This window comes from Rhodococcus ruber, assembly GCF_027270735.1.
GTDB lineage: Bacteria > Actinomycetota > Actinomycetes > Mycobacteriales > Mycobacteriaceae > Rhodococcoides > Rhodococcoides rubrum_A.
The window spans coordinates 1-20,388 of sequence record NZ_JAPWIJ010000013.1; the positions used below are offsets into that span (position 1 = coordinate 1).

The 20,388-nt window shown below is 65.0% G+C and carries 21 protein-coding genes; 9 read left to right on the top strand and 12 right to left on the bottom strand.

Translation table 11 applies throughout. From position 1 onward, the window contains the following. Positions 1-86 precede the first annotated feature (86 nt). Positions 87-923: an NUDIX hydrolase gene (locus O4220_RS24125; RefSeq protein WP_269608080.1), complete on the bottom strand. Its 837-nt coding sequence runs from the start codon at positions 921-923 to the stop codon at positions 87-89. 86 nt (positions 924-1,009) lie between these two features. Here O4220_RS24125 and O4220_RS24130 point away from each other — a divergent pair, with 86 nt between their 5' ends. From O4220_RS24130 to O4220_RS24140, 3 genes are read left to right on the top strand one after another with little or no spacing between them, the layout of a single operon-like run. Beyond that, entirely contained in the window at positions 1,010-2,314 is a 1,305-nt protein-coding gene (locus O4220_RS24130) for a hypothetical protein (RefSeq protein WP_269608081.1), read from the top strand. Further along, complete coding sequence (locus tag O4220_RS24135) at positions 2,311-3,282, top strand: glutamate ABC transporter substrate-binding protein (RefSeq protein ID WP_269608082.1); 972 nt, start codon at positions 2,311-2,313, stop codon at positions 3,280-3,282. Before O4220_RS24130 ends, O4220_RS24135 begins: the two co-directional genes overlap by 4 nt. Before the next feature lie 7 nt (positions 3,283-3,289). Next, positions 3,290-5,728 (top strand): serine/threonine-protein kinase, encoded by a 2,439-nt coding sequence (locus O4220_RS24140; RefSeq protein WP_269608083.1) that lies wholly within the window; start codon positions 3,290-3,292, stop codon positions 5,726-5,728. Here the strand turns inward: O4220_RS24140 and O4220_RS24145 are convergent. Together O4220_RS24145 and pta are read right to left on the bottom strand one after the other, a co-directional pair. Next, positions 5,725-6,909 carry an acetate kinase gene (locus O4220_RS24145; RefSeq protein ID WP_269608084.1) on the bottom strand — a complete coding sequence of 395 codons (1,185 nt, stop codon included), beginning with the start codon at positions 6,907-6,909 and terminating at the stop codon, positions 5,725-5,727. The genes O4220_RS24140 and O4220_RS24145 overlap by 4 nt on opposite strands. Next, on the bottom strand, positions 6,906-9,032 hold the full coding sequence (gene pta, locus O4220_RS24150; RefSeq protein WP_269608085.1) for a phosphate acetyltransferase: 2,127 nt from the start codon (positions 9,030-9,032) through the stop codon (positions 6,906-6,908). Before pta ends, O4220_RS24145 begins: the two co-directional genes overlap by 4 nt. Positions 9,033-9,093: 61 nt before the next feature. Between pta and O4220_RS24155 the strand changes: the two genes are divergently transcribed. Then, positions 9,094-9,606 (top strand): nitroreductase/quinone reductase family protein, encoded by a 513-nt coding sequence (locus O4220_RS24155; RefSeq protein ID WP_269608086.1) that lies wholly within the window; start codon positions 9,094-9,096, stop codon positions 9,604-9,606. Positions 9,607-9,618: 12 nt separating this feature from the next. Here O4220_RS24155 and fgd read toward each other — a convergent pair whose 3' ends face one another. The 4 genes from fgd to O4220_RS24175 form a co-directional block, all read right to left on the bottom strand. Then, positions 9,619-10,632: a glucose-6-phosphate dehydrogenase (coenzyme-F420) gene (gene fgd / locus O4220_RS24160; protein WP_032401751.1), complete on the bottom strand. Its 1,014-nt coding sequence runs from the start codon at positions 10,630-10,632 to the stop codon at positions 9,619-9,621. Positions 10,633-10,696: 64 nt separating this feature from the next. Continuing rightward, entirely contained in the window at positions 10,697-11,029 is a 333-nt protein-coding gene (locus tag O4220_RS24165; RefSeq protein ID WP_082520879.1) for a YidH family protein, read from the bottom strand. Further along, entirely contained in the window at positions 11,026-11,148 is a 123-nt protein-coding gene (locus tag O4220_RS24170; protein ID WP_269608090.1) for a hypothetical protein, read from the bottom strand. Before O4220_RS24170 ends, O4220_RS24165 begins: the two co-directional genes overlap by 4 nt. A gap of 114 nt (positions 11,149-11,262) precedes the next feature. Next, a complete protein-coding gene (locus O4220_RS24175) occupies positions 11,263-11,751 on the bottom strand; it encodes a hypothetical protein (RefSeq protein WP_269608091.1) in 489 nt (162 codons plus the stop codon). Positions 11,752-12,028: 277 nt separating this feature from the next. Between O4220_RS24175 and O4220_RS24180 the strand changes: the two genes are divergently transcribed. From O4220_RS24180 to O4220_RS24190, 3 genes are all read left to right on the top strand, one after another. Then, the gene (locus O4220_RS24180) at positions 12,029-12,496 is read left to right on the top strand and encodes a DUF1348 family protein (RefSeq protein WP_420030457.1); all 468 of its coding nucleotides are present in this window, start codon (positions 12,029-12,031) and stop codon (positions 12,494-12,496) included. Then, positions 12,496-13,062: a TetR/AcrR family transcriptional regulator gene (locus tag O4220_RS24185; protein ID WP_269608092.1), complete on the top strand. Its 567-nt coding sequence runs from the start codon at positions 12,496-12,498 to the stop codon at positions 13,060-13,062. Before O4220_RS24180 ends, O4220_RS24185 begins: the two co-directional genes overlap by 1 nt. Before the next feature lie 236 nt (positions 13,063-13,298). Then, positions 13,299-15,506, top strand: coding sequence for an HNH endonuclease signature motif containing protein (locus O4220_RS24190; RefSeq protein ID WP_269608093.1), 2,208 nt, complete (start codon positions 13,299-13,301; stop codon positions 15,504-15,506). A gap of 11 nt (positions 15,507-15,517) precedes the next feature. Here O4220_RS24190 and O4220_RS24195 read toward each other — a convergent pair whose 3' ends face one another. Then, entirely contained in the window at positions 15,518-16,219 is a 702-nt protein-coding gene (locus tag O4220_RS24195; protein WP_269608094.1) for a GNAT family N-acetyltransferase, read from the bottom strand. A gap of 102 nt (positions 16,220-16,321) precedes the next feature. On the opposite strand from O4220_RS24195, the gene map reads away from it, so the two are divergent. Continuing rightward, positions 16,322-17,089, top strand: coding sequence for a type I methionyl aminopeptidase (map, locus tag O4220_RS24200; protein WP_269608096.1), 768 nt, complete (start codon positions 16,322-16,324; stop codon positions 17,087-17,089). Here map and O4220_RS24205 read toward each other — a convergent pair whose 3' ends face one another. Then, positions 17,090-17,503: a GNAT family N-acetyltransferase gene (locus O4220_RS24205; RefSeq protein WP_269608187.1), complete on the bottom strand. Its 414-nt coding sequence runs from the start codon at positions 17,501-17,503 to the stop codon at positions 17,090-17,092. Positions 17,504-17,765: 262 nt separating this feature from the next. On the opposite strand from O4220_RS24205, the gene O4220_RS24210 reads away from it, so the two are divergent. Then, positions 17,766-18,245 (top strand): winged helix-turn-helix domain-containing protein, encoded by a 480-nt coding sequence (locus O4220_RS24210; RefSeq protein WP_269608097.1) that lies wholly within the window; start codon positions 17,766-17,768, stop codon positions 18,243-18,245. Positions 18,246-18,248: 3 nt separating this feature from the next. Here O4220_RS24210 and O4220_RS24215 read toward each other — a convergent pair whose 3' ends face one another. From O4220_RS24215 to O4220_RS24225, 3 genes are all read right to left on the bottom strand, one after another. Continuing rightward, positions 18,249-18,773, bottom strand: a complete 525-nt coding sequence (locus tag O4220_RS24215) for a permease (RefSeq protein ID WP_269608098.1) — start codon at positions 18,771-18,773, stop codon at positions 18,249-18,251. Positions 18,774-19,253: 480 nt separating this feature from the next. Further along, positions 19,254-19,676, bottom strand: a complete 423-nt coding sequence (locus tag O4220_RS24220; protein ID WP_269608099.1) for a nuclear transport factor 2 family protein — start codon at positions 19,674-19,676, stop codon at positions 19,254-19,256. A 40-nt stretch (positions 19,677-19,716) separates the two neighbouring features. Then, complete coding sequence (locus tag O4220_RS24225) at positions 19,717-20,310, bottom strand: TetR/AcrR family transcriptional regulator (protein ID WP_269608100.1); 594 nt, start codon at positions 20,308-20,310, stop codon at positions 19,717-19,719. Positions 20,311-20,388 lie beyond the last annotated feature (78 nt).

Consider the following 20,388-nt stretch of genomic DNA (forward strand, 5'->3'; position numbering starts at 1 on the left):
GAGCGGAAACGAGTCACACCTTCCACCTCGACGAACAACTCCAGTATCACTGAGCAGAACCGACAAGCCGGCGAACGCCAGGTTCTCTACAACCAGCCCAGGACGGTCGACGGCGTCAACACCTGCACCGAATCGGGGAGGCGGTCGCGCAGTCCGCGGTCGGCCGTGACCAGCGCCGTCAGATCTCCGTCGAGTCGGGCCTGATCGGCCAAGGTGTCGTCTCCGCTGCCGTTCGCAAGAATCGTCCGGGCACGCGGGTCGTTCACCACCGCTGTGCGGGCCTCGCCTTCGAGGACGGCGTCGATTCGGGTGAGCCAGCCGTACTGGCCGCCGGGCAGTTCGACGGTCCGCGGCAGGGTCTCGGCAATCGAGGTGAGCAGTGCGCCGGTCGATCCGGCGCGATCCTTCCACCAGCCGTTCGGTCGCGAACCGAGCACGTTGGCGGTGTCCAGCAGTACCCGCAGCGGCACGGTACGCAGCGCCGACCAGCTCGATGCGAACCCCGGGTGCAACGGGAGGTCGTCGACGGTCGATTCCGGTACCCAGCGCAGTTCGGTGCTCTCACCGTTGGGCACGGTGGTCAGTGGATGATCGGTATCGGCGACGACGGTGGTGTACGACCAGCCGCTCGCGACACTCGCCGTGACCCGTTCGCTCCGAACGCACAGCTGCTCGGCAGTGATGCCGGCTTCCTCGTGCGCCTCGCGTACGGCCGCGTGCTCGGTGCTCTCGTGAGAGTCACGGGCTCCGCCGGGCAGCGCCCACGTTCCACCCTGGTGGCTCCACAGCGCGCGGTGCTGTAGCAGTACCAGCGGTTCTCCGGTGTTCGACGGTGCGCGGAGCAGCAGTCCGGCGGCCCCGTGCTTTCCCCAGTGGCGAGAACCGTCGTCACCGATCACCCACCCGTCCCCGTCACCTCGCATGCTCACCACCCTAGGGGAACGGTCCGCCGGTAGTGACTGTGCTGTAGTGGCTGCAGTACGGTCCGCCTGCTTATATGCTCGGTGACGTGATCGCGGCCGGCATTACCCCCTCCGCTGCCGTGCCTCCGACAACGGCCACTCCCGTCGGTGCCGTTGCCGGCAAGCCACCGGTTCGCTACACGATGCGTTCGACGCCTGCGCGGTTGGTCGCGATGGGAACCGCGCTCGTGGTGTTGGCATTGACGGTCGGAAATCTGGCGTCCACGGCCGTCACCGAGCGGGTGGACACCTTGGGCACGCTGCTGGTGCGGACCGAACCGTTCGCGAACTCGGCGCAGAATCTGTACGGCGCACTGTCGGTGGCCGATTCCGCTGCCGCAACGGCGTTCATCGCCGGCGGTCTCGAACCGGCCGAGGTACGCGAGCGATACTCGCAGGCGCTCGGCGAGGCGTCGTCCGAACTGATCGCAGCCTCGGCCGGAGTGACCGAGAACGACGAGGCCACCAGCGCGGTACTGACGCAGATCGCCGCCGGACTGCCGGTGTACAGCGGGCTGGTCGAGACGGCCAGGGCCAACAACCGAAGCGGAAACCCTGTGGGCGCGGCCTACCTCGGCGAGGCGTCGACCATGATGCAGACGAGTCTGCTGCCGCTGGCCGAGAAGTTGTACACCGAGCAGGCATCACGGGTGTCCGCCGATCAGGAACGGTTCACCAGCCCGCCGTTCTTCGCGATCGGGTCGGTGGTGTTCCTGCTGATGATGACCGGCCTGGCTCAGTGGTACCTCTCGCGAACCACGCGTCGAACGTTGAACGTCGGATTCCTCGGTGCCACGGCCGCTGTCGTCGGCCTGCTCGGCTGGATGCTGGTGGTGGGACTGATCTCCTCGATCGCTACCGACCGCGCGCTCGATCGCGGTGTCGCTCCGCTCAAGTCGTACACGACGGGTTTCATCATGGCTCAGCAGGCCAGAGCGGACGAGACCCTCGATCTCGCGCGCCGCGGCGGCAGTCAGGATTACGGACAATCGTTCGACGCCAACGTCTCTCGCATGTCGGAGATGTTTCAGGGTGATACCGCGGTGATCGACGCGCTGAACACATGGTCCGGCTCGCATGCCCGAATCGATTCCGCCCTCGAAGTCGGCGACTTCAACGGCGCAGTCGCCATCGCCACCGGAACCTCGGAATCCGATTCGGCCGCCGCCTTCACTGCATTGGACAGTGTTCTGGTCGACGGAATAGAGAATGCACGAGCAGAACTACGGTCCAACATCGACCGCTCCGTTGGGGTGTTGTCCGGCTTGTCCAACGGTGCCTACGTGCTCACCGTCGTCGCCTCGGTGGCGTTCGGCGTCGGCCTGTTCCCGAGGCTGCGTGAGTACCTGTGAAACGTCTGCTCGCCGTCGGCATTCTGGCCACCGCCCTGCTGGTCGGCTGCGCTCCGTCGGAAAGCTTTGCACCGCAGGTCGATACGACGTTTTCCGAACCGCCGCTACCGGACGGCGCATCCGTGGCCGCTCGGCCGACCGAAACCTCGGCCGACGACGAGTGCGCTCGCCCCACCGCCAGCCTGCGTCCGCTTCCGAGCGGCACGGATACTCCGCCGGTACCGCAACCGACCATCGACGCACTGCGCGCGAAGGGCCGCTTGGTCGTCGGACTGGACACGGGCAGCAACCTTTTCAGCTTCCGCGATCCGATGAGCGGGCAGCTGGTCGGGTTCGACGTCGACATCGCGCGGGAGATTTCCCGGGACCTCTTCGGCGATCCGAATCGATTGGACTTTCGCATCCTGACCTCGGCGCAACGGCTGGAGGCCCTGCAGGATTCCTCGGTGGACATCGTGGTGAAGACCATGACAATCACGTGCGCTCGACGCAAGGATGTCCAGTTCTCCACCGTGTATTTCCAGGCGCAGCACCGGATTCTGGTGGTGCAGGGGTCGGGCATCCGCGGCGTCGGCGACTTGGCGGGCAAGCGCGTGTGCGCCGTCGAGGGCACCACCTCACTGCGACGACTGCAGCGAGTGCAACCCGCAGCGACCGTGGTCACGGTGCCGATGTGGTCCGATTGCCTTGTGGTGCTGCAACAACGACAGGTCGACGCGATCAGCACCGACGACGCCATTCTGGCCGGTTTGGCTGCGCAGGACCCGTACCTCGAGATCGTCGGCGACAGCCTGAGCCCGGAGCCGTACGGGGTGGGGATCAACCGAGACAGCGAAGATCTGGTGCGGTTCGTCAACGGAACACTGGCGCGCATTCGCGCCGACGGAACCTGGAATCGCATCTACAACCGGTGGCTGACGGTCCTCGGCCCCTCCCCCGGTCCGCCCACCGCGTCGTATAGCGACTAGGGACATCATGGACGACGACGAACAGCAACCTACTGCCCCAGCGGACAAGACGCAGGCAGTCTTTCGGGGCGAGTCGGGAACCGACGGAATCGAACGCACCCAAGCAGTGTCGAGAAACCCGGGTGCCCCGCGGACGACGATCGAAGATCGGACCGCACGGACGCCGGGACCCGTTTCTCCGGATGCCGGCTCGACCGAACGCGGAACAGCGAAATCGGCTGCAACACAGGCCGCGTCCACCCGCGCCAGGACGGGTAGGTCGAGATCCGGTCGATCGCGCAGCACCGGCATTCGACGTCGACTCGGCGGCGGGCTGGTCGACGTACCCCGGGTGGAGCCGGTCGATCCCGAAACTGCGGTGATGCCGGATCCTACGGTGCCGCAGCACAAGCGGTTCTGTTGGAAGTGCAACGCCAAGGTCGGCCGCAGCGAGCCGGGCGAGCCCGACATCGCCAAAGGTGTGTGCCCGCACTGCGGCACGACGTTCGACTTCACGCCCCTGCTCGAGCCGGGCGATCGAGTGGTCGGCCAGTACGACGTGCAGGGCTGTATCGCGCACGGCGGCCTGGGCTGGATCTACCTCGCCATCGACCGCAACGTCAGCGACCGCTGGGTGGTGCTCAAGGGACTACTGCACTTCGGCGACGAGGAGGCCCACGCGGTCGCGGTCGCGGAGCGTCAGTTCTTGGCCGAGGTAGCGCATCCCGGCGTCGTCAAGATCTACAACTTCGTCGAGCAACCCCGCAGCGACGGGTCGACCGTCGGCTTCATCGTCATGGAGTACGTCGGTGGACGGTCGCTGCGCGACATTCTCGGTACGTGCGACGGGGGAAGGATGCCCGTCGAGCAGGCACTCGCCTACGTCCTGGAAGTGCTGCCGGCACTGGGCTACCTACATTCGATCGGCCTGGTCTACAACGACCTCAAACCCGAGAACATCATGGTCTCCGACGACCAGATCAAACTGATCGACCTCGGCGCGGTCGCGGGTATCGAGGACTACGGCTACCTGTACGGCACGGTGGGCTACCAGGCACCGGAGATCGTCAAGACAGGACCGACGGTGGCGTCGGACATCTTCACGGTGGGCCGCACGCTCGCGGTACTGACGCTGGACATGCCCTCGAAGAACGGAAAGTATCTCGAAGGCCTTCCGTCGGTCGAAGATTCCGAAGTACTGCAGCAATTTCCGTCACTGCACCGACTGCTGCTGCGCGCGACGCACGAGAACCCCGCTCGACGGTTTCGATCAGCGGACGAATTCACGGGGCAGGCTACCGGGGTGCTGCGCGAGATTCTGGCCATCCGAACCGGCGTCGAGCGCCCCGGCCTGTCGACGGTGTTCAGCCCGCCCCGTACCACCTTCGGAACCGAGCAGTCGGTGGGTCGTACCGACACCTACGTGGACGGCACGGTGCGCCACGAACGAATGACCGCAGCCGAAGTTGTTGCAGCGCTGCCCGTTCCGCTGGTAGACCCCAACGATCCGAGCGCGCCCCTGCTCGCGGCGGCGGTACACGTCGAGCCTCGCCAGACCCTGGACTCACTGCAGCACGCCAAACGCAACGGCATCGAACGCGTCACTGCAGGCGCGGACAAGCCCAAGGAGTCCACGACTTCCTCGTCTCCTGTCGACCTGGGGGTCGAGATCACCCTCGCCGAGGTCAAAGCCAATCTGGATCTGGGAAACGTCGTCGAGGCCACCGAGATTCTGGCCAAGGTGCAGTCCGAGGACCACGCCGCCGATCCGTGGCGGGTGCAGTGGTACGCGGGCCTGATCGCCCTGCTGCATCACGAATACGACTCTGCGTACACCAGTTTCGACAACGTACTCGGCGCGATGCCCGGAGAGCTGGCCCCCAAGCTCGCTCTCGGTGCCACCTCGGAATTACTCGGTCATGTTGCGGCGGGTAAAGCCGACGAAGCCGAGAAGTGGCGGGCACGGGCCGAGGGCCTCTATCGAGCGGTCTGGCGAACCAACCGCGGCATCGTGAGCTCGGCGTTCGGATTGGCCCGTCAGTTGCAGCGGCGCGGCGATCAGACCGGGGCCATCGCCGCTCTCGACCAGGTACCGATCAGTTCACGGCACTACTCGATGGCGCGCATGACCAGTGTGCTGACGCTGCTGATGGACCGCTCGCGAGCCGAACTGTCCGAGGCCGACTTCCGTTCCGCCGCCCGCCGAGTTGCATTGCTACCCAAGGCGGAGAGTCGGGCGCTGCAGATGCGGACGCTGGTGCTCGCGATGGCGCTGGACTGGATCGTCTCCGGCCACGCCGCCACGGCCGAACGGGAGCCGATTCTCAGCGTCCCCTTCACCGAGGACGGATTGCGGCGTGGCACCGAGAAGGGGCTGCGGGCATTGGCCCGCAACGCCACCGATCGCGCGCATCGCTTCTCACTGGTTGACCTGGCGAACGCTATCCGGCCCCGTTCACTGTTCTAGTCGCGAACCAGATCGTCCGTCGCCCGAGCGATCGCCAGTTCCTCGTTGGTCGGCACCACCAATACGGCCACGGTCGACGCATCGGTCGAGATGACCCGAGCCTGCTTGCTGCGCACCGCATTACGCTCCGGGTCGATCTCGATTCCGAATCCCTCGAGGTTCGCCAGCGCGTCGGCACGCACGGCGGCCGCGTTCTCGCCGACACCCGCGGTGAACGTGACGACATCGAGTCGGCCGAGTCCGAGCATGTACGCGCCGATGTACTTGCGCAGGCGATGGATGTAGACGTCGTAGGCCAGCCGCGCGGAGGCGTCGCCGTCGTCGATCCGTTGCTGCAGTTGCCTGAAGTCGTTGACCCCGGACAAGCCGATCAGTCCGGAACGACGGTTCAGCAGGGCATCGATGTCGTCGACGCTCATGCCTGCGCTGCGGCGCAGGTGCATGATGACGCCGGGGTCGATGTCGCCGCTGCGAGTCCCCATGACCAGCCCCTCGAGCGGGGTCAGGCCCATCGAGGTGTCGACTGCCTTGCCACCGGAGACCGCCGAGGCCGAGGCTCCGTTGCCCAGGTGCAATACGATCTGGTTCAGTTCCGCGAGATCGCGTCCGAGGAACTGCGCCACCTGGTCGGAGACGTAGTGGTGCGAGGTGCCGTGGAAGCCGTAGCGCCTGATGTCGTGCTCAGCGGCGACGGCCGCATCGATGGCATAGGTCGCGGCTGCCTCGGGCAGCGAATGGAAGAAGGCCGTGTCGAACACCGCCACATGCGGGACATCCGGCAGCTGCTCCCTGGCGACCTCGATGCCCAGTACGTTCGGCGGATTATGAAGCGGCGCAAGGCTACTGAGATCGGATATCTGCTGCACGACAGCGTCGTCGATAATCGTCGGACGGTAGAACACCGTACCGCCGTGGACGACACGGTGCCCGACGGCGGTGACGTCGGCGCCCAATTCGACCCCGGCGTCGGCGAGCATCTCGAACGCCAGGGCCAGACCGGCTCCGTGGTCGTCGATGTGCTGGATTCGCTCGACACTCTCGCCCCGGTAGTCGAGTTCGACTCGACCGTCGGATTCACCGATCCGCTCGACGAGCCCGCTGGCCAGCGACTCGCCGGATCCGGGATCGACCAGTTGGAACTTGACCGACGACGATCCGGAGTTGACGACGAGGATGCTCACGATTCGCTGTTCTCCTTGGCTGCGTTGGCAATGCCCTGTGCCTGAATAGCCGTGATGGCAACGGTATTGACGATGTCCTCGACGAGTGCGCCGCGCGAGAGGTCGTTGACGGGCTTGCGCAGGCCCTGCAGAACCGGCCCGACGGCGACGGCACCGGCGCTGCGCTGGACGGCCTTGTAGGTGTTGTTGCCGGTATTGAGATCCGGGAAGATGAACACCGTTGCACGGCCGGCCACCTCGGAGTCGGGCAGCTTCGACGCGGCGACGGACGGCTCGATCGCCGCGTCGTACTGGATCGGACCTTCCACGAGCAGTTCCGGATTTCGTTCGCGCACAATCGCAGTAGCTTGTCGGACCTTGTCCACGTCGGCCCCGGAACCGGATTCTCCGGTGGAGTAGGACAGCATCGCCACCCGCGGCTCGATGCCGAACTGGGCCGCCGTCTGTGCCGAGGACACGGCGATGTCGGCGAGCTGCTCGGCCGTCGGGTCCGGCACGACGGCGCAGTCGCCGTAGGCGAGTACACGATCGGACAGGCACATCAGGAAGATCGACGACACCGTCGACACGCCCTCGGTGGTCTTGATGATCTCGAACGACGGCTTGATGGTGTGCGCGGTGGTGTGCGCCGCGCCCGAGACCATGCCGTCGGCGATTCCCTTGTGCACCATCATCGTTCCGAAGTACGAGATGTCGGCCATGATCTCGCGGGCGCGCTCGATCGTCATGCCCTTGTGCTTGCGCAGTTCGGTGTATTCGACCGCGAAATCCTCGGTGTACTCGCAGTTGTTGGGATCGAGCACAGTGGCTTTGTCCAGGTCGACACCCAGTTCCGACGCGCGTCGGCGAACAGGACCCTCCTCGCCGAGGATCGTGAGGTCCGCAACCTGACGCTGCAGCAGTCGGCCGGCAGCCCGAAGGATGCGATCGTCGCCGCCCTCGGGCAGGACGATGTGCTTGCGGTCGGCGCGTGCCCGGTGGATCAGCTGGTACTCGAACATCTGCGGGGTCGTGATGGTGGGGATGGCGATGTCGAGCCGTCCCAGAAGGGTTTTCGCGTCCACTCGCTGTTCCATCAACCCCAGTGCGGTGTCGACCTTGCGTTGCGATCCCACCGCGACACGGCCCCTGGTCTGCGCCGCGGCGGAGGCGGTGTCGAAGGTGCCGAGATCGGTGGTGAGGATCGGTAGCCGGGGGCCGAGTCCCGCCACCAGACGTGCGATGGCCGGATGGGGCTCGATGCCGCCGTTCATGATGATGCCGGCCAGCGACGGAAAGCCTTCGGCCTCATGGGCATTGACCAGTGCGAGAAGTACGTCCGATCGGTCCGCAGGCGCGATGACGACGACGCCTTCGGTGAGGCGCTCGAGGATGTGCTCGGCTGTCATACCACCTACCATGACCCGCAACGCTTCTCGCTGCAGCAGCGACGAGTCACCACTATAGAGGGTGCCGTCGACGGCGTCGAGCAGCTCGGCCATGGTCGGGGCGACGAGGAGAGGGATCTCCGGCAGGCTCCACGCAGGCACCCCGACCGAGGCCAACGCATCGGTGACCGCATCGAGATCGTCGGGGGCACAACGGTTTGCTACGATCGCGGCCAGATGAGCGTGATGCTGGCGTAGTTCGGCCTGGCACAGGGCAGCCAACTGCGCGATCTCGTCGGGTGTGCGGTCGGATCCACGCAGTGCGAGCAGCACCGGGGCACCGAGATTGACGGCGATTCGGGCGTTGAAGCCGAGCTCACTGGGGCTGCCGACATCGGTGTAGTCGCTGCCCACGATCACCACGGCGTCGCACTGAGCAGCAACCTCGTGATAGCGATTGACGATCTCGCTGAGCGCTGCATCCTGATCGGTGTGCACCTGCTCGTACGTGACGCCGAGCGACTGCTCGTACGTCAGATCTGCGGTGGTGTGCTCGACGAGAAGTTCCAGAATGTAATCGGGCTCGTCCGTGGAGCGAGCGATGGGCCGAAACACCCCAACCCGGGCGGCCGTCGCGGCGAGCATCTGCAGCACACCCAACGCAATGGTGGACTTGCCGGAGTCTCCTTCCGGTGACGCGACATAGATGCTGGAGGGATACATGTCCGACGCGTCGGTGCCGCTGGGCTCAGCCATGCCCGCCAGCCTAGTGGGTTGGGGTGTTGACACCGGGCGCGGTCGGGTTGTCCTATGAACCATGGCCGATTCACCGTTCCCGGACGTGCGCTGGGGCAGCGAGACCTCGTTCATCCGCAAGCCCGCCGTCAAGTTCGCGTCGACCAAGCCCGGTTCCTGGGTGATCAGGAATCTCGCGGGCGTCGACCGCTGGTTGTTGACCAAATCCGACGGCCGGTTCACCGTCCTCGGACCCATTGCGGCACCGGTGGTGTTGTTGACCACCACCGGCCGCAAATCCGGCAAGCCTAGGACGAGCCCGCTGCTCTACTACCGGGAGCGCGACAAGATCTATGTCGTCGGATCCAATTTCGGTCAGCAACATCACCCGGCATGGACGTCCAACCTCCTCGCCGATCCGAAGGCCGTGGTGGCCATCGGCGGCAAGAAGATTCCGGTGACGGCCACCAGAATCACCGGAGACGAAAAGGCTCGCATCTACCGGCAGTTCGACGCGATGGTCGAGGTGTACGGAGAGTACGAGACCAGGACCGACCGCGACATGCGACTGTTCGCACTCGCGGCCGATCTCTAGCCTCTCGGGAAATCAGCCGAGCTTGCGCAGGCGCGGCGCAAGGTCTTTCTCGAAGAGTTCGAGGAACCGCTTCTGATCGTGACCCGGAGCGTGGAACACCAAGTGGTTCAGGCCGGCGTCGGTGTACTGCTTGACCTTCTCCACGGCCTCGTCCGGGTCCGACGCGACGATCCACCGCTTGGCGACCTGCTCGATAGGCAGCTCGTCGGCTGCTTTCTCCATCTCGATCGGGTCGTCGATCGAATGCTTCTGCTCGGGCGTCAGCGACAACGGGGCCCAGAAGCGGCAATTCTCCAGCGCCAGTTCGGGATCGGTGTCGTAGCTGATCTTGATCTCGATCATCTTGTCGATCTCACCGGCGTCGCGCTCGGCCTTGCCCGCGCCCTCTTCCACGGCCGGAAGCAGCTTGTCGGTGTAGAGCTCCATGCCCTTGCCCGAGGTGCAGATGAAACCGTCGCCCGCGCGTCCTGCATACCGCGCGACGACGGGTCCGCCGGCCGCAATGTAGACGGGAATGCCACCTTCGGGGACGTCGTAGATCGACGCTCCCTTGGTGGTGTAGTACTCGCCCTCGAAGTCGACGCGGTCGCCGAGCCAGAGCTCGCGCATCAAGCGCACCGACTCCCGCAGCCGCGCAAATCGTTCCTTGAACTCCGGCCATTCGCCGGTGAACCCGGTCGCGATCTCGTTGAGCGCCTCGCCGGTACCGACACCCAGCATGATGCGTCCGGGATACAGGCAGCCCATCGTCGCGAATGCCTGGGCGATGACCGACGGGTTGTAGCGGAACGTCGGCGTGAGCACCGAGGTACCGAGCTGAATCGTGTTCGTCCGCTCACCGACGGCAGTCATCCAGGCGAGCGAGAACGGCGCATGCCCGCCCTCGTGCCGCCACGGCTGGAAATGGTCGCTGACCGTCGCGGAGTCCATTCCGTGCTGCTCGGCGAGAACACCGAGCTCCACCAACTCGCGCGGCCCGAACTGCTCCGCCGATGCCTTGTATCCGAGCTTGAGACCCTGCGCCACGCCGAACTCCTGTCGTTGGTCGTCCTAGTTCTTCGATTGTGCACCCGAGGTGGATGGCCTCGCGCTACTGGATCCCCAGAACTGTGACGACCGCAGCGAGTACAGCCACCGCACCGATACCGATCGCGAAGATCCACAGGTCTCGAGACTCCGGCATCGGTGCACCGTTCTCGAGGGCATCGCGAACACGCATCCAGCGCCGCAGGCCGATGATCGGTGCCGCGGCGGCGAGTGCGATCAGAATCAGACCGAGTGCCGTGCGAACCCACCCGGTACTGAAATCGGGAACCAGATGGACGATCGCGATACCGCCGGCCAGGAGCCCGAGTGAGGTCCGCAGCCACGCGAGAAAGGTGCGTTCGCTGGCGAGCGTGAACCGCTCGTCGGGGCGCGTCACTGCCGTGCGGCCATGCGCTCGCGAATCAGATGGGCAACCAGTTCAGGATCATCGGGGGTGAAAACCGGCGAGATGCGGCGGATAGTCAGCACCACTGCAGTGTCCTTCTTGGGACGCATCACGTCCAGCGGAAGCCACTGATCTACTGTCGACGCGCCCCACAGCCGCCACCGACCGTTCCAGTTGCCGGGAACGCTAGGTGTAGCCAGATATGCCCTGCCGGGGGTTCCGGGTCAGAATCCGAAGAATGAGCCGGTGGGGAGGCAGACGGAACCGGTGCAGCCCGGCGCTTCTGGTACGACCGGGACGACGAGTGTTGTCGGTTCGCGGTAGCTGTCGTCTCCGGTGTTGAACTTCGTGCCGTCCAGAACGCCGCCCGAGTTCTGAAAGCAGACCCAGTCGATGGTGTAGGTGCCGGCAGGCACGGTCGTGTCCACGACCGTGATGGTGTTGGGTGTGGCGGTCGATGCGTAGGCGCTGCCGACCAGTACGAAGTTGCCTTCACTGACGACGCTGTTGTCGACCATCATGCAGTAAGCCGGCGCGGTTTCTCCCGTGGCGGTGAAGGTTCCAGTGACGGTACTGCTCCCGCCGCCGGGGTTGGGTGTCGTAACGAACACGGCGGTGACGTCACCGGGTGCCGCTGAGGCCGGCGCGGCGGCGAGTAGAACGAGGGGTATCGCGGATGCCACGGCGAGGGCTGCGGTCAAAGATCTGCGCATCTGATCGGCTGCTTTCCGGTTCGTACGGTCCCCGACCGTCGGGGCTGATTTTGTCAGACGCGCCGGCGGTGGGGTGCGGTTTTCGCAAGCGATTCGCCGGTTGTTCGCCAGGTCGCGAGAAGGTGGACGGAGCGGGCGAGTGTCGTTCAGTGGGGGCAGCACTGCCTGTCGAGGTCGGGTGTGACAGGTCGCGGCTTAAGCTGTACCTTTCGGTACAGACTGTACCTATCAGTACAACTTGAGCCGTTCGGTACACATCTGCCCTCGAGGAGCCCTGATGTCTCGTCCTCCGCTTCCGCCGTTCACCGAGGCCACGGCCATCCAGAAGGTCCGCGCCGCCGAAGATGCCTGGAACACCCGCGACCCCGAGCGCATCTCCCTCGCGTACAGCGGAGACAGCTGGTGGCGTAATCGCTCGACCTTCGTTCACGGCCGCGCCGCGATCGTCGAGTTCCTCACCGACAAGTGGGACCGTGAACTCGACTACCGGCTCATCAAAGAGCTATGGGCGTACACAGGCGACGTCATCGCCGTCCGCTTTGCCTACGAGTATCGCGACGTCGTCGGCCAATGGTTCCGCGCCTATGGCAACGAGAACTGGCAGTTCGACAAAGACGGCCTGATGACCCACCGCCACGCGAGCATCAACGACGTCGCGATCGCGGAGTCCGATCGCAAGTTCCTCTGGGGCGCACCCGGCCCCCGTCCGGCCGACCACCCCGGCCTGAGCGACCTCGGACTGTAGTGGCCCGAACTGTCCTCGAGCGCTCGGATGCGGTTCGCGCCCTCGCCGATGTGTTCCGCAAGCGAGGTTTCGAAGGCGGCTCGCTGTCGGTCATCCAGCAGGAGACCGGGCTCGGCCGCGGCAGCCTCTACCACTTCTTTCCCGAGGGAAAGACGGACATGGCCCGCGCAGTCCTCGACCAGGTGGCCGAGTGGTTCGAGGAACAGGTCTTCGAACCACTGCGCACCACCGAGAACGCCACGAACGCGGTAGAGGCGATGTCGCGAAAGGTGGCCGACTACTTCATGTCCCGCGAAAGCGTGTGCCTGTTCGCGGCAATCACTCTTGGCCAGGAGAAGGAAACCTTCGCCGACGCGGTCCGAGGCTACTTCACGGACTGGGTCGACGCTCTCGCCGACGTACTGCAACGCGGCGGGCTCTCTACCCAGGAGGCGACAGACCGTGCTCTCGACGCGGTTGCGGCGATCCAGGGCGGGCTGATCCTGGCCCGTGCCTTCGGCGACGACTCGATCATCCTGCGGATTATCGACCGCACCCAGCAGCACCTGCTCGCCCCCGCTCCCTGAGCGGGCTCCAGCGGTAGACCCACCCGCCGTCCCCGCGGACACTCCGCGCGACCGATCGCCGGCATCGCCGCGTTCGGCGAACCGTCGTGGCCGAGCCGTCCACTCCTACCGACAGGCAAAGATCAATCGCCGGTGTCGCCGTTCGTAATGGCGGGTTTCAGAACTTGTCGGCACCCTCCGATACTGTTCTTTCAGTTCGAACATGCGTTCTTGTTTCGGCTCACCGGGGGGTGAAAATGGGTGCAGTACCGACCGTGTCGCTGGAGGCGTTGACCGCTGCCGCACAGGCAGAGAATCGACTTGCGTCTCGTAAGATTTCCGCCTGCTACGACGTCCATCGGAGCTGGATCACCCACGACACCAAGTACAAGCACTACAGCCGGTACGGGCGCACCGAGATGGCAGTGGCGTTGGGATGTTCGGCGACGGTCGCCGAGGCGTATGTCTCCGTGGGCGTCGCCTTGCATACCCGACTTCCACTGCTGCGGGCAGCATTCGAGTCCGGGGAGATCGACCTCCCCCGAGTCCGGACGGTGTGCCGGATCCTCGACAACCTTTCCGACCAGATCGTGAACCTGGTCGAGAACGAGATCGTCGAAGCAGCCCGCAGGTCGTCACCGGGCCCCCTGGAGAAGGAGATCTGGGACATCCTGCTGCGGGTCGCCCCGGAGGAAGCAGCAGCACTGCGGGAGTTCGCGAAACGATTCCGCACTGTCACCTACAGCCCCGCCGGGGAACTGGCCCGCATCCGAGCGGAATTGACTGCCCCCGAGGCCGCGGCGGCATGGCAGCTCCTCGAGGAGATGGCCGACACCCTCTGCCCGAAAGACCCTCGCGGTAAGCAGGATCGTTTGTGTGATGCGTTCATGGCCCGCATGCACGGTGAACCCCACCTGGCATGTCTGTGCCACCGTGATGACTGCCCGAAAAAAGATGCGGCATTGCCGGATCGTCGGGTGCCGTTGACGATGGTCACCGTCGATATCGCCACCCTCATCGGGTTGCTGGCGAACCCGGCGTATCTGGCCGGGCACGGATCGATCGACCCCGACCTCGCGCGTGAGTTGGCACGCAACAGTCAGTGGCAGATCCTGCTCACCGACGCAGTCACCCTCGCCGAGAAGTTGGGCCTGGCCGTGCAGAACCCGGAAACCGGGGAATGGGAGCGACGCTCGGACAGCGAGAAGGCAGGGGCTGCAACGAGACCCGAAGCGAGGGCTGGGACGGACACCGACGCGGCCGCTGATTCCGATACTGATAGTGAGGCCGGGTCGGCCACGAATTCGGGTAGGGCTGATTCCTCGACCGAACCGACTTCGGCCAGTGCACCTGCACCGGTACCGGGGAACACCTCGGCACCGGCACCAGAGCCACTGGTAGATGAGACCGGCGAGACCGGCGACGCCGAGGCGAACGACGAGTCCGGCGAGTCCACACCGATACCTGCAGCCGACCCGTCGGCAACTCCCGACCCAGGTGCCGCCGATCCCGTCCGTAAGCACGCAGCAACAGGCGCTCCGGCAGCTGCGCCTTCTGAACCCGCGCCAGCTTCACCATCACCTGCGGACCAGGCCTCGCGAGCGACTGACCCTGCACGGGCCACTTCTCAATCACACACGTACACAACACCATCCGGCTCGGCAACATCCGGTCCGACGTCAGCCGAAAGCCCAGCGCCAGGAACAGCCCCCACTGCCGCTACCGCCAGCAACGACCAACGCCGCCGTCGCCTGGGATCACTGACCTCCGCCGCGGCCTTGTTCTGCACCCACACACCAGTAGGCAAAGGACTACGGCACAGCTCTGCCCTCGACCTGTCCGGCTTGACTCTCCGAGGTGGCACGCTTGTTGGCCGTGAACTCGAAGTCCTCACAAGTCTTGCCTCACGGGGCATCTACCTCGGGAACGCCTCCCTCGCCGCAGCTCTCGAAGCCGCGATCGCCGCCGACCCCACCCTCGGAAAATCCGTCGCACGCGACCCACTGACCGACCGCGCCCTGATCTACCGACCCGACACCCTCACCACCGCCGCCGTACGCCTCCGCGACCGACACTGCCGCTTCCCCGACTGCCACCGCCCCGCCGCACACTGCCAACTCGACCACTTCATCGCGTTCGATCACGCCAACCCCCTCGGCGGCGGCTGGACGACGGTCAACAACCTCCAATGCCTCTGCGAGTTCCACCACACCGTCAAAACCGCCGGCTACTGGACAGCCGTCATGCTCCCCGGCGGCGCGATCCTGTGGACCTCCACCTCCAAGACCACCCGAATCACTCTGCCCGCCAACGGCACAGCCGTCCCCGTCATCGGCAACGACCTGAGGCCACACATCCCCACCAAACCCAGACGATCCGGCATCATCACCTACCCCCACCCACCCGGCAACCCCGAGCCGGAATCGGACGCGACGTCCGAAGACACCGACGACCCACCCTTCTAGGTCTGCGCTCTTCAGTCGGCATCCCCCGCGTTCGGTGCAGGCGTTCTCACCAACGTCAGGTGGGAGGTCCGACGCAGCTCGAATCCGATGGACAGGTAGAGGTCGATGGCGCGCACATTCGCAGCCGATGCATGCAGGAACGGCTCTTCGCCGCGGGCACGGATACCGTGACCGACCGCGCGCACCAGGTCCGTGGCCAGACCCTGCCCGCGGAATTCCGGGTCGGTGCACACCGCGCTGATTTCCGTCCACCCCGGTGGGTGCATGCGCTCCCCGGCCATCGCGATCAACGCCCCGTCGCGTCGAACACCGAGGTATGTGCCGAGTTCGATCGTTCGGGGCAGGAACGGCCCGGGCTCGGTGCGGCCGACCAGATCGAGCATCTCCGGGACGTCTGCTGCCGTGAGCGGGAGGGCATCGGCGAAAGGACGCGTCTCGAGGTGCGTGCCGACGAGTTGCACCAAACCGAAGGTCTCCACATGCGACCACCCCTCGGGCAATGCGCGTTCCGGTCCGTTCAGCGCCACCACAGTTCGGGGGCCGAACAGGGCCGCGATGTCGTCCCAGTCCTGCGGATCGAGAACGTCAGGGTGCACCAGAAACGGAGAAACTTCGGGATCCGCCCGCATGACCCGTCCGCGCCGGACCGCAAAGCACGAGAGTGCGCCGTCGAGGGAATTGCGGACGGGGTCGTCGAGTGGATGAGCAGACACAGCAAATAGAGTCGCACGAACGGTCTACGGTCGACGCACCGTCAAGCCCGACACCAATACTTATACCGGTATAGTTATTCGTCAGACGACGAAAGGCATCACATGATCGAAATTCTCCCACCCAGCAAAATCCCCCTCGCACGCAAATCGGGCGCGTTGGTCGCCGAGATTCTCGAGACCGTCCGCGAGCGCGCCACCGTCGGCACCAACCTGCTCGAGATCGACGAGTGGACCAAAGAGATCATCCTCGGGGCCGGGGCAACGTCCTGCTACGTCGACTACGCGCCGTCCTTCGGCCGCGGTCCGTTCGGCCACTACATTTGCACCTCCGTCAACGATGCTGTGCTGCATGGCCTTCCGCACGACTACGCGTTGACCGACGGCGATCTGCTGACTCTCGATCTCGCCGTGGTCCTCGGCGGAGTCGCCGCGGACTCTGCCATCAGCTTCGTCGTCGGCGAGCCCCGAAAAGAAGACACCGCCATGATCGACGCCACCGAACGGGCTCTGGCTGCGGGGATCGCAGCGGCACGGCCGGGAAACAAGATCGGCGACATCTCGCATGCCATCGGCACCGTCCTCGGCGAGGCGGGCTACCCGATCAACATGCAGTTCGGCGGCCACGGTATCGGGTCCACCATGCATCAGGACCCACATGTGTCCAATAACGGGCGGCCAGGCCGCGGCTACGGCCTTCGCCCCGGCCTGATGCTGGCACTCGAGCCCTGGATCATGGAAGACACCGACGAGCTCGTCACCGACGACGACGGATGGACTCTGCGCAGTACGACGGGATGCCGCACCGCGCACAGCGAGCACACGGTGGTCATCACCGACGACGGAGCCGAGATCATGACCCTGCGGGCCTGACTACAGGCGCTTCTCGAAGGTGTTCGAGAACGGCAGGACCTCGTAGGGAGGAAACACCGGGATTCGGGTGTAACCGCTCTTCTCGTACAGCCGAACTGCGTCGGGCTGCCTGTCCCCGGTCTGCAATATCAGCCGAGACAGGCCCTGGTCGCGGGCGGCATTCTCCGACGCCTCCAACAGGGCAGCCGATACTCCCGTGCCGCGATGGTCGGGATGAACGAACATGCGCTTGAGCTCGAGGTCGGGTCCGTTCCACCGCAGCGCTGCGTGTCCGACGGCGCGCTCGACCCCTTCCGAGTCACGGCGATACACGACGTACGTCCGATGAACAGTGCTCTCGTCGACGGCGTTCGCCTGGGTCTTCGACATCAGAGCCGCCCGGTCCGCATAGCGGGGACCCACCTCGGCTGCCATCGCCGCGCGCAGCGCTTCGGCGTCGGGATGATCCCAATCGACGGCACGGGTGAACAGGACAGCGCGGGGTCGGCATACATCGGTCACGCCCGATCGCAACACTTCGTCGGTCACCGGTCAACTGTTCCGATCACGATGAGCAGATCCCTGGCGCACGAGCCCGCCCTCGATCACCCTGTGACGGTGAACAAGAACTGTCGCTGCCCACGCTGACCAACTGCCCGGTATCCGCAGCACACCCTTGTCTCAGGAGCTCCCCGCCATGACCACCGAAGCGACCGTCGTTGTCCACATCTCCGATTCCGGCACATCATCCCTTCAGGGATTGACCCGACCGCAGTTGCACGCACTTGCCGACGCGCTTCGCAGCGCCGCCAAAAGCTATGCGCCGCATGCAAAGATCCTCACGCGATTCGATGTACGGGTCAACGATCTGAACGCTCCCCTCGTCATCGACATCCCCGCCCGTGACGTGATCCTCGGCGGCAAGAGCGTGCGGCTCAGTCACACCGAGTTCGAGATTTTCGCATATCTGGCGCAGCATCCACGCGTCGTCGTTGCGAGATCCGAACTCAACACATCCGACGGCGGACGCAGCGTCGACGTCCACCTTTCCCGAGTGCGAACCAAACTCGGGCACTTCGGTCGGCTGATCACCACGGTCCGGGGGACGGGATATCGCTTCGACCCGGAACCCGGCATCCGCGTCATCACCCAACCGACGGTATTGCGAAGCGCTTGACCGTTATTGCGGCAGAGCAGCAGTTCTGCGGCGACGGTTTCGCCGGACCACCACGAACACGAGCAGAGCAACGAGAACGACGGCGATGATCGCACCGAGTGCTGTCGCGCCGCGGAAGCCCGGCGCACTGGTGTCGAGGGTGCGTTCACCTGCGTGGGCCGCGTTGCTGGTACCGAGGACGATCGTGAGCGTCAACAGGTTCGGGATGGCGGTGACCACAGCCAGGATCACGGATCCGATGGCCAATGGCTTGCCCGCTCGACCCTTCCGGACCGACCAGGCGCTCCAGAAGAACACCAGCGGTGCGAAGGTACAGACGATGCCGAACAACAGGCCCCACAGAATGCCCTTGGTGAACGTACGGTCGGCCAGTTCTTCGACCCGAAGGCTCCACCAGCGCGGAAGAAACGCCGCCAGGACGAAGTACGCGATCAACAACAGGACGATGCCGGCTCCGACGAGGATGCCCCGCCTCTTCCAGTTCGCCGAGCTCGTCGACGGTGCGGGCGTGGTCGGATCGGCAGTCATGAGGACATCGTAGATCGTGCAGAGCGGTACCCCACTCGAGTCGATACCTGATCGTTAGCTGGACTGTCCGCAGAGACGAACAGCGTTGGGCTTCGCTGCTCCACGGGACCGCGCCGGGACCCTCGCGTGGTTGCACGGGTCGTCCTCATTCAGCTCAGGTCTGGTTCGAGACCGACGTACTGGAGGGAAACGCTCGAAGTGGCTGACACTGATCGGAACCCGAGTGCGGACGTGGTGGGATTCCTACTACCGCTGATCGTGCCTGCGTGCGGCATGCAGTGACCGACTACATCAGTTTCGACGCCTCCCAGATCACCCGCGGATGCCGAATTCGACAGCAGCATGTGTGCAGGCGGACTGCGTTCCGAGGCGATCGATGATCGCCGTCAGTCGTGTTCTGAGCCAGGTCATGGACGCGACGCTAGGCTCGCCGCCCACATAGTGCACCCGTTTCGATCACGCTGATTCGAAGGCCAGGCGCTACCGATCCTGTTTCGTCGACCTCCAGGAAGATCCGGTCTCCCGCTCGAAAGCCGGTCGCACCTCAACGGTGTCGTACACGATCGACAGTGTTGTGATGCGACCGTCGTCGTCGAGTTCGGCGACATCGACGACGTCGAACGGGGCAGCCACCCCGGAGGGTAGCCGCCAGTCGAAATGGAACCAGAAGGTGACGAGCCGTGTTCCTGCCGAGGTACGTCCCTCGGCCACACCCTTCGATGTCAGGTCGGCGCTTGCGGTATCGGTGAACAATGCCCGATAGAAGTCGAGTGCACGCATAGGACCGTACAACGGCGAATGCACGACGGCACCGGGCGCGAACAGACTCACGATCGCATCGCGGTCGGCTCGATGCAGGGCGTCGAGATACTTGTTCACCAGGTCGTCGGTGGCCGAGTTCATGTGCCCCACGCTATCCGATCGCAGCGAAAGTATCCGTCCGTCAACCGATCCCGGCAGGCTCCGTCGTGATATGCAGTCCTGCAACCAACACCCGCGCCATCTTTCGCGGGTCGTAGCGGGGATCTGTGGCACCGATACACAGGTTGCCGACCGCGCGCATCAGCTCCAGGGCGGTCTGCCCCGGTGCAATCTCCCCCGAGTCCGCAGCGGCGTCGAGCAGTGACTCGCACACGGGGATCAGCCGATCCAGGAAGTAGCTGTGCAAGGTTTCGAATCCGGCGCTGTCCGACTGCATTGCCTCGGCCAGACCATGTTTGGTGACCAGGAAGTCGACGAACCGGTCGATCCAGAGCACCAACGCGGCGTGCGGTGATTCGCGGCCCGCGAGAAGCTCCTGACCCGCGACAGCGCACGCCTCCACCTGATGCCGGAAGACGGCAACGACGAGATCACCACGCGTTGGGAAGTGCCGATAGATGGTGCCCACGCCGACGCCGGCCCGACGGGCAATCTCGCGCACCGGTACCTCTATCCCCGAGTCGACGAACGCAGTTGCAGCCGCGTCGAGCAACGTCGCTTCGTTCCGCCTCGCATCCGCTCGCTTCCTGGGCTGCTCGGATTCGGCCTCGGTCACTGTCCCTCCAGGCATCGACAAACGGAACGATGTTCCGTATGTTGGGTTACGGAACGTTGTTCCGCTTACTCACACAGT

Bases quoted from the DNA above. Each gene is read 5' to 3' on its own strand.
- O4220_RS24190 (WP_269608093.1), top strand. From the start codon at position 13,299: ATGGGTGCAGTACCGACCGTGTCGCTGGAGGCGTTGACCGCTGCCGCA.
- O4220_RS24140 (WP_269608083.1), top strand. From the start codon at position 3,290: ATGGACGACGACGAACAGCAACCTACTGCCCCAGCGGACAAGACGCAG.
- O4220_RS24215 (WP_269608098.1), bottom strand. From the start codon at position 18,773: ATGACTGCCGATCCGACCACGCCCGCACCGTCGACGAGCTCGGCGAAC.
- O4220_RS24175 (WP_269608091.1), bottom strand. From the start codon at position 11,751: ATGCGCAGATCTTTGACCGCAGCCCTCGCCGTGGCATCCGCGATACCC.
- map (WP_269608096.1), top strand. From the start codon at position 16,322: ATGATCGAAATTCTCCCACCCAGCAAAATCCCCCTCGCACGCAAATCG.
- O4220_RS24210 (WP_269608097.1), top strand. From the start codon at position 17,766: ATGACCACCGAAGCGACCGTCGTTGTCCACATCTCCGATTCCGGCACA.
- pta (WP_269608085.1), bottom strand. From the start codon at position 9,032: ATGGCTGAGCCCAGCGGCACCGACGCGTCGGACATGTATCCCTCCAGC.
- O4220_RS24155 (WP_269608086.1), top strand. From the start codon at position 9,094: ATGGCCGATTCACCGTTCCCGGACGTGCGCTGGGGCAGCGAGACCTCG.
- O4220_RS24220 (WP_269608099.1), bottom strand. From the start codon at position 19,676: ATGAACTCGGCCACCGACGACCTGGTGAACAAGTATCTCGACGCCCTG.
- O4220_RS24170 (WP_269608090.1), bottom strand. From the start codon at position 11,148: ATGCGTCCCAAGAAGGACACTGCAGTGGTGCTGACTATCCGCCGCATC.
- O4220_RS24205 (WP_269608187.1), bottom strand. From the start codon at position 17,503: ATGGCAGCCGAGGTGGGTCCCCGCTATGCGGACCGGGCGGCTCTGATG.
- O4220_RS24125 (WP_269608080.1), bottom strand. From the start codon at position 923: ATGCGAGGTGACGGGGACGGGTGGGTGATCGGTGACGACGGTTCTCGC.
- O4220_RS24180 (WP_420030457.1), top strand. From the start codon at position 12,029: ATGTCTCGTCCTCCGCTTCCGCCGTTCACCGAGGCCACGGCCATCCAG.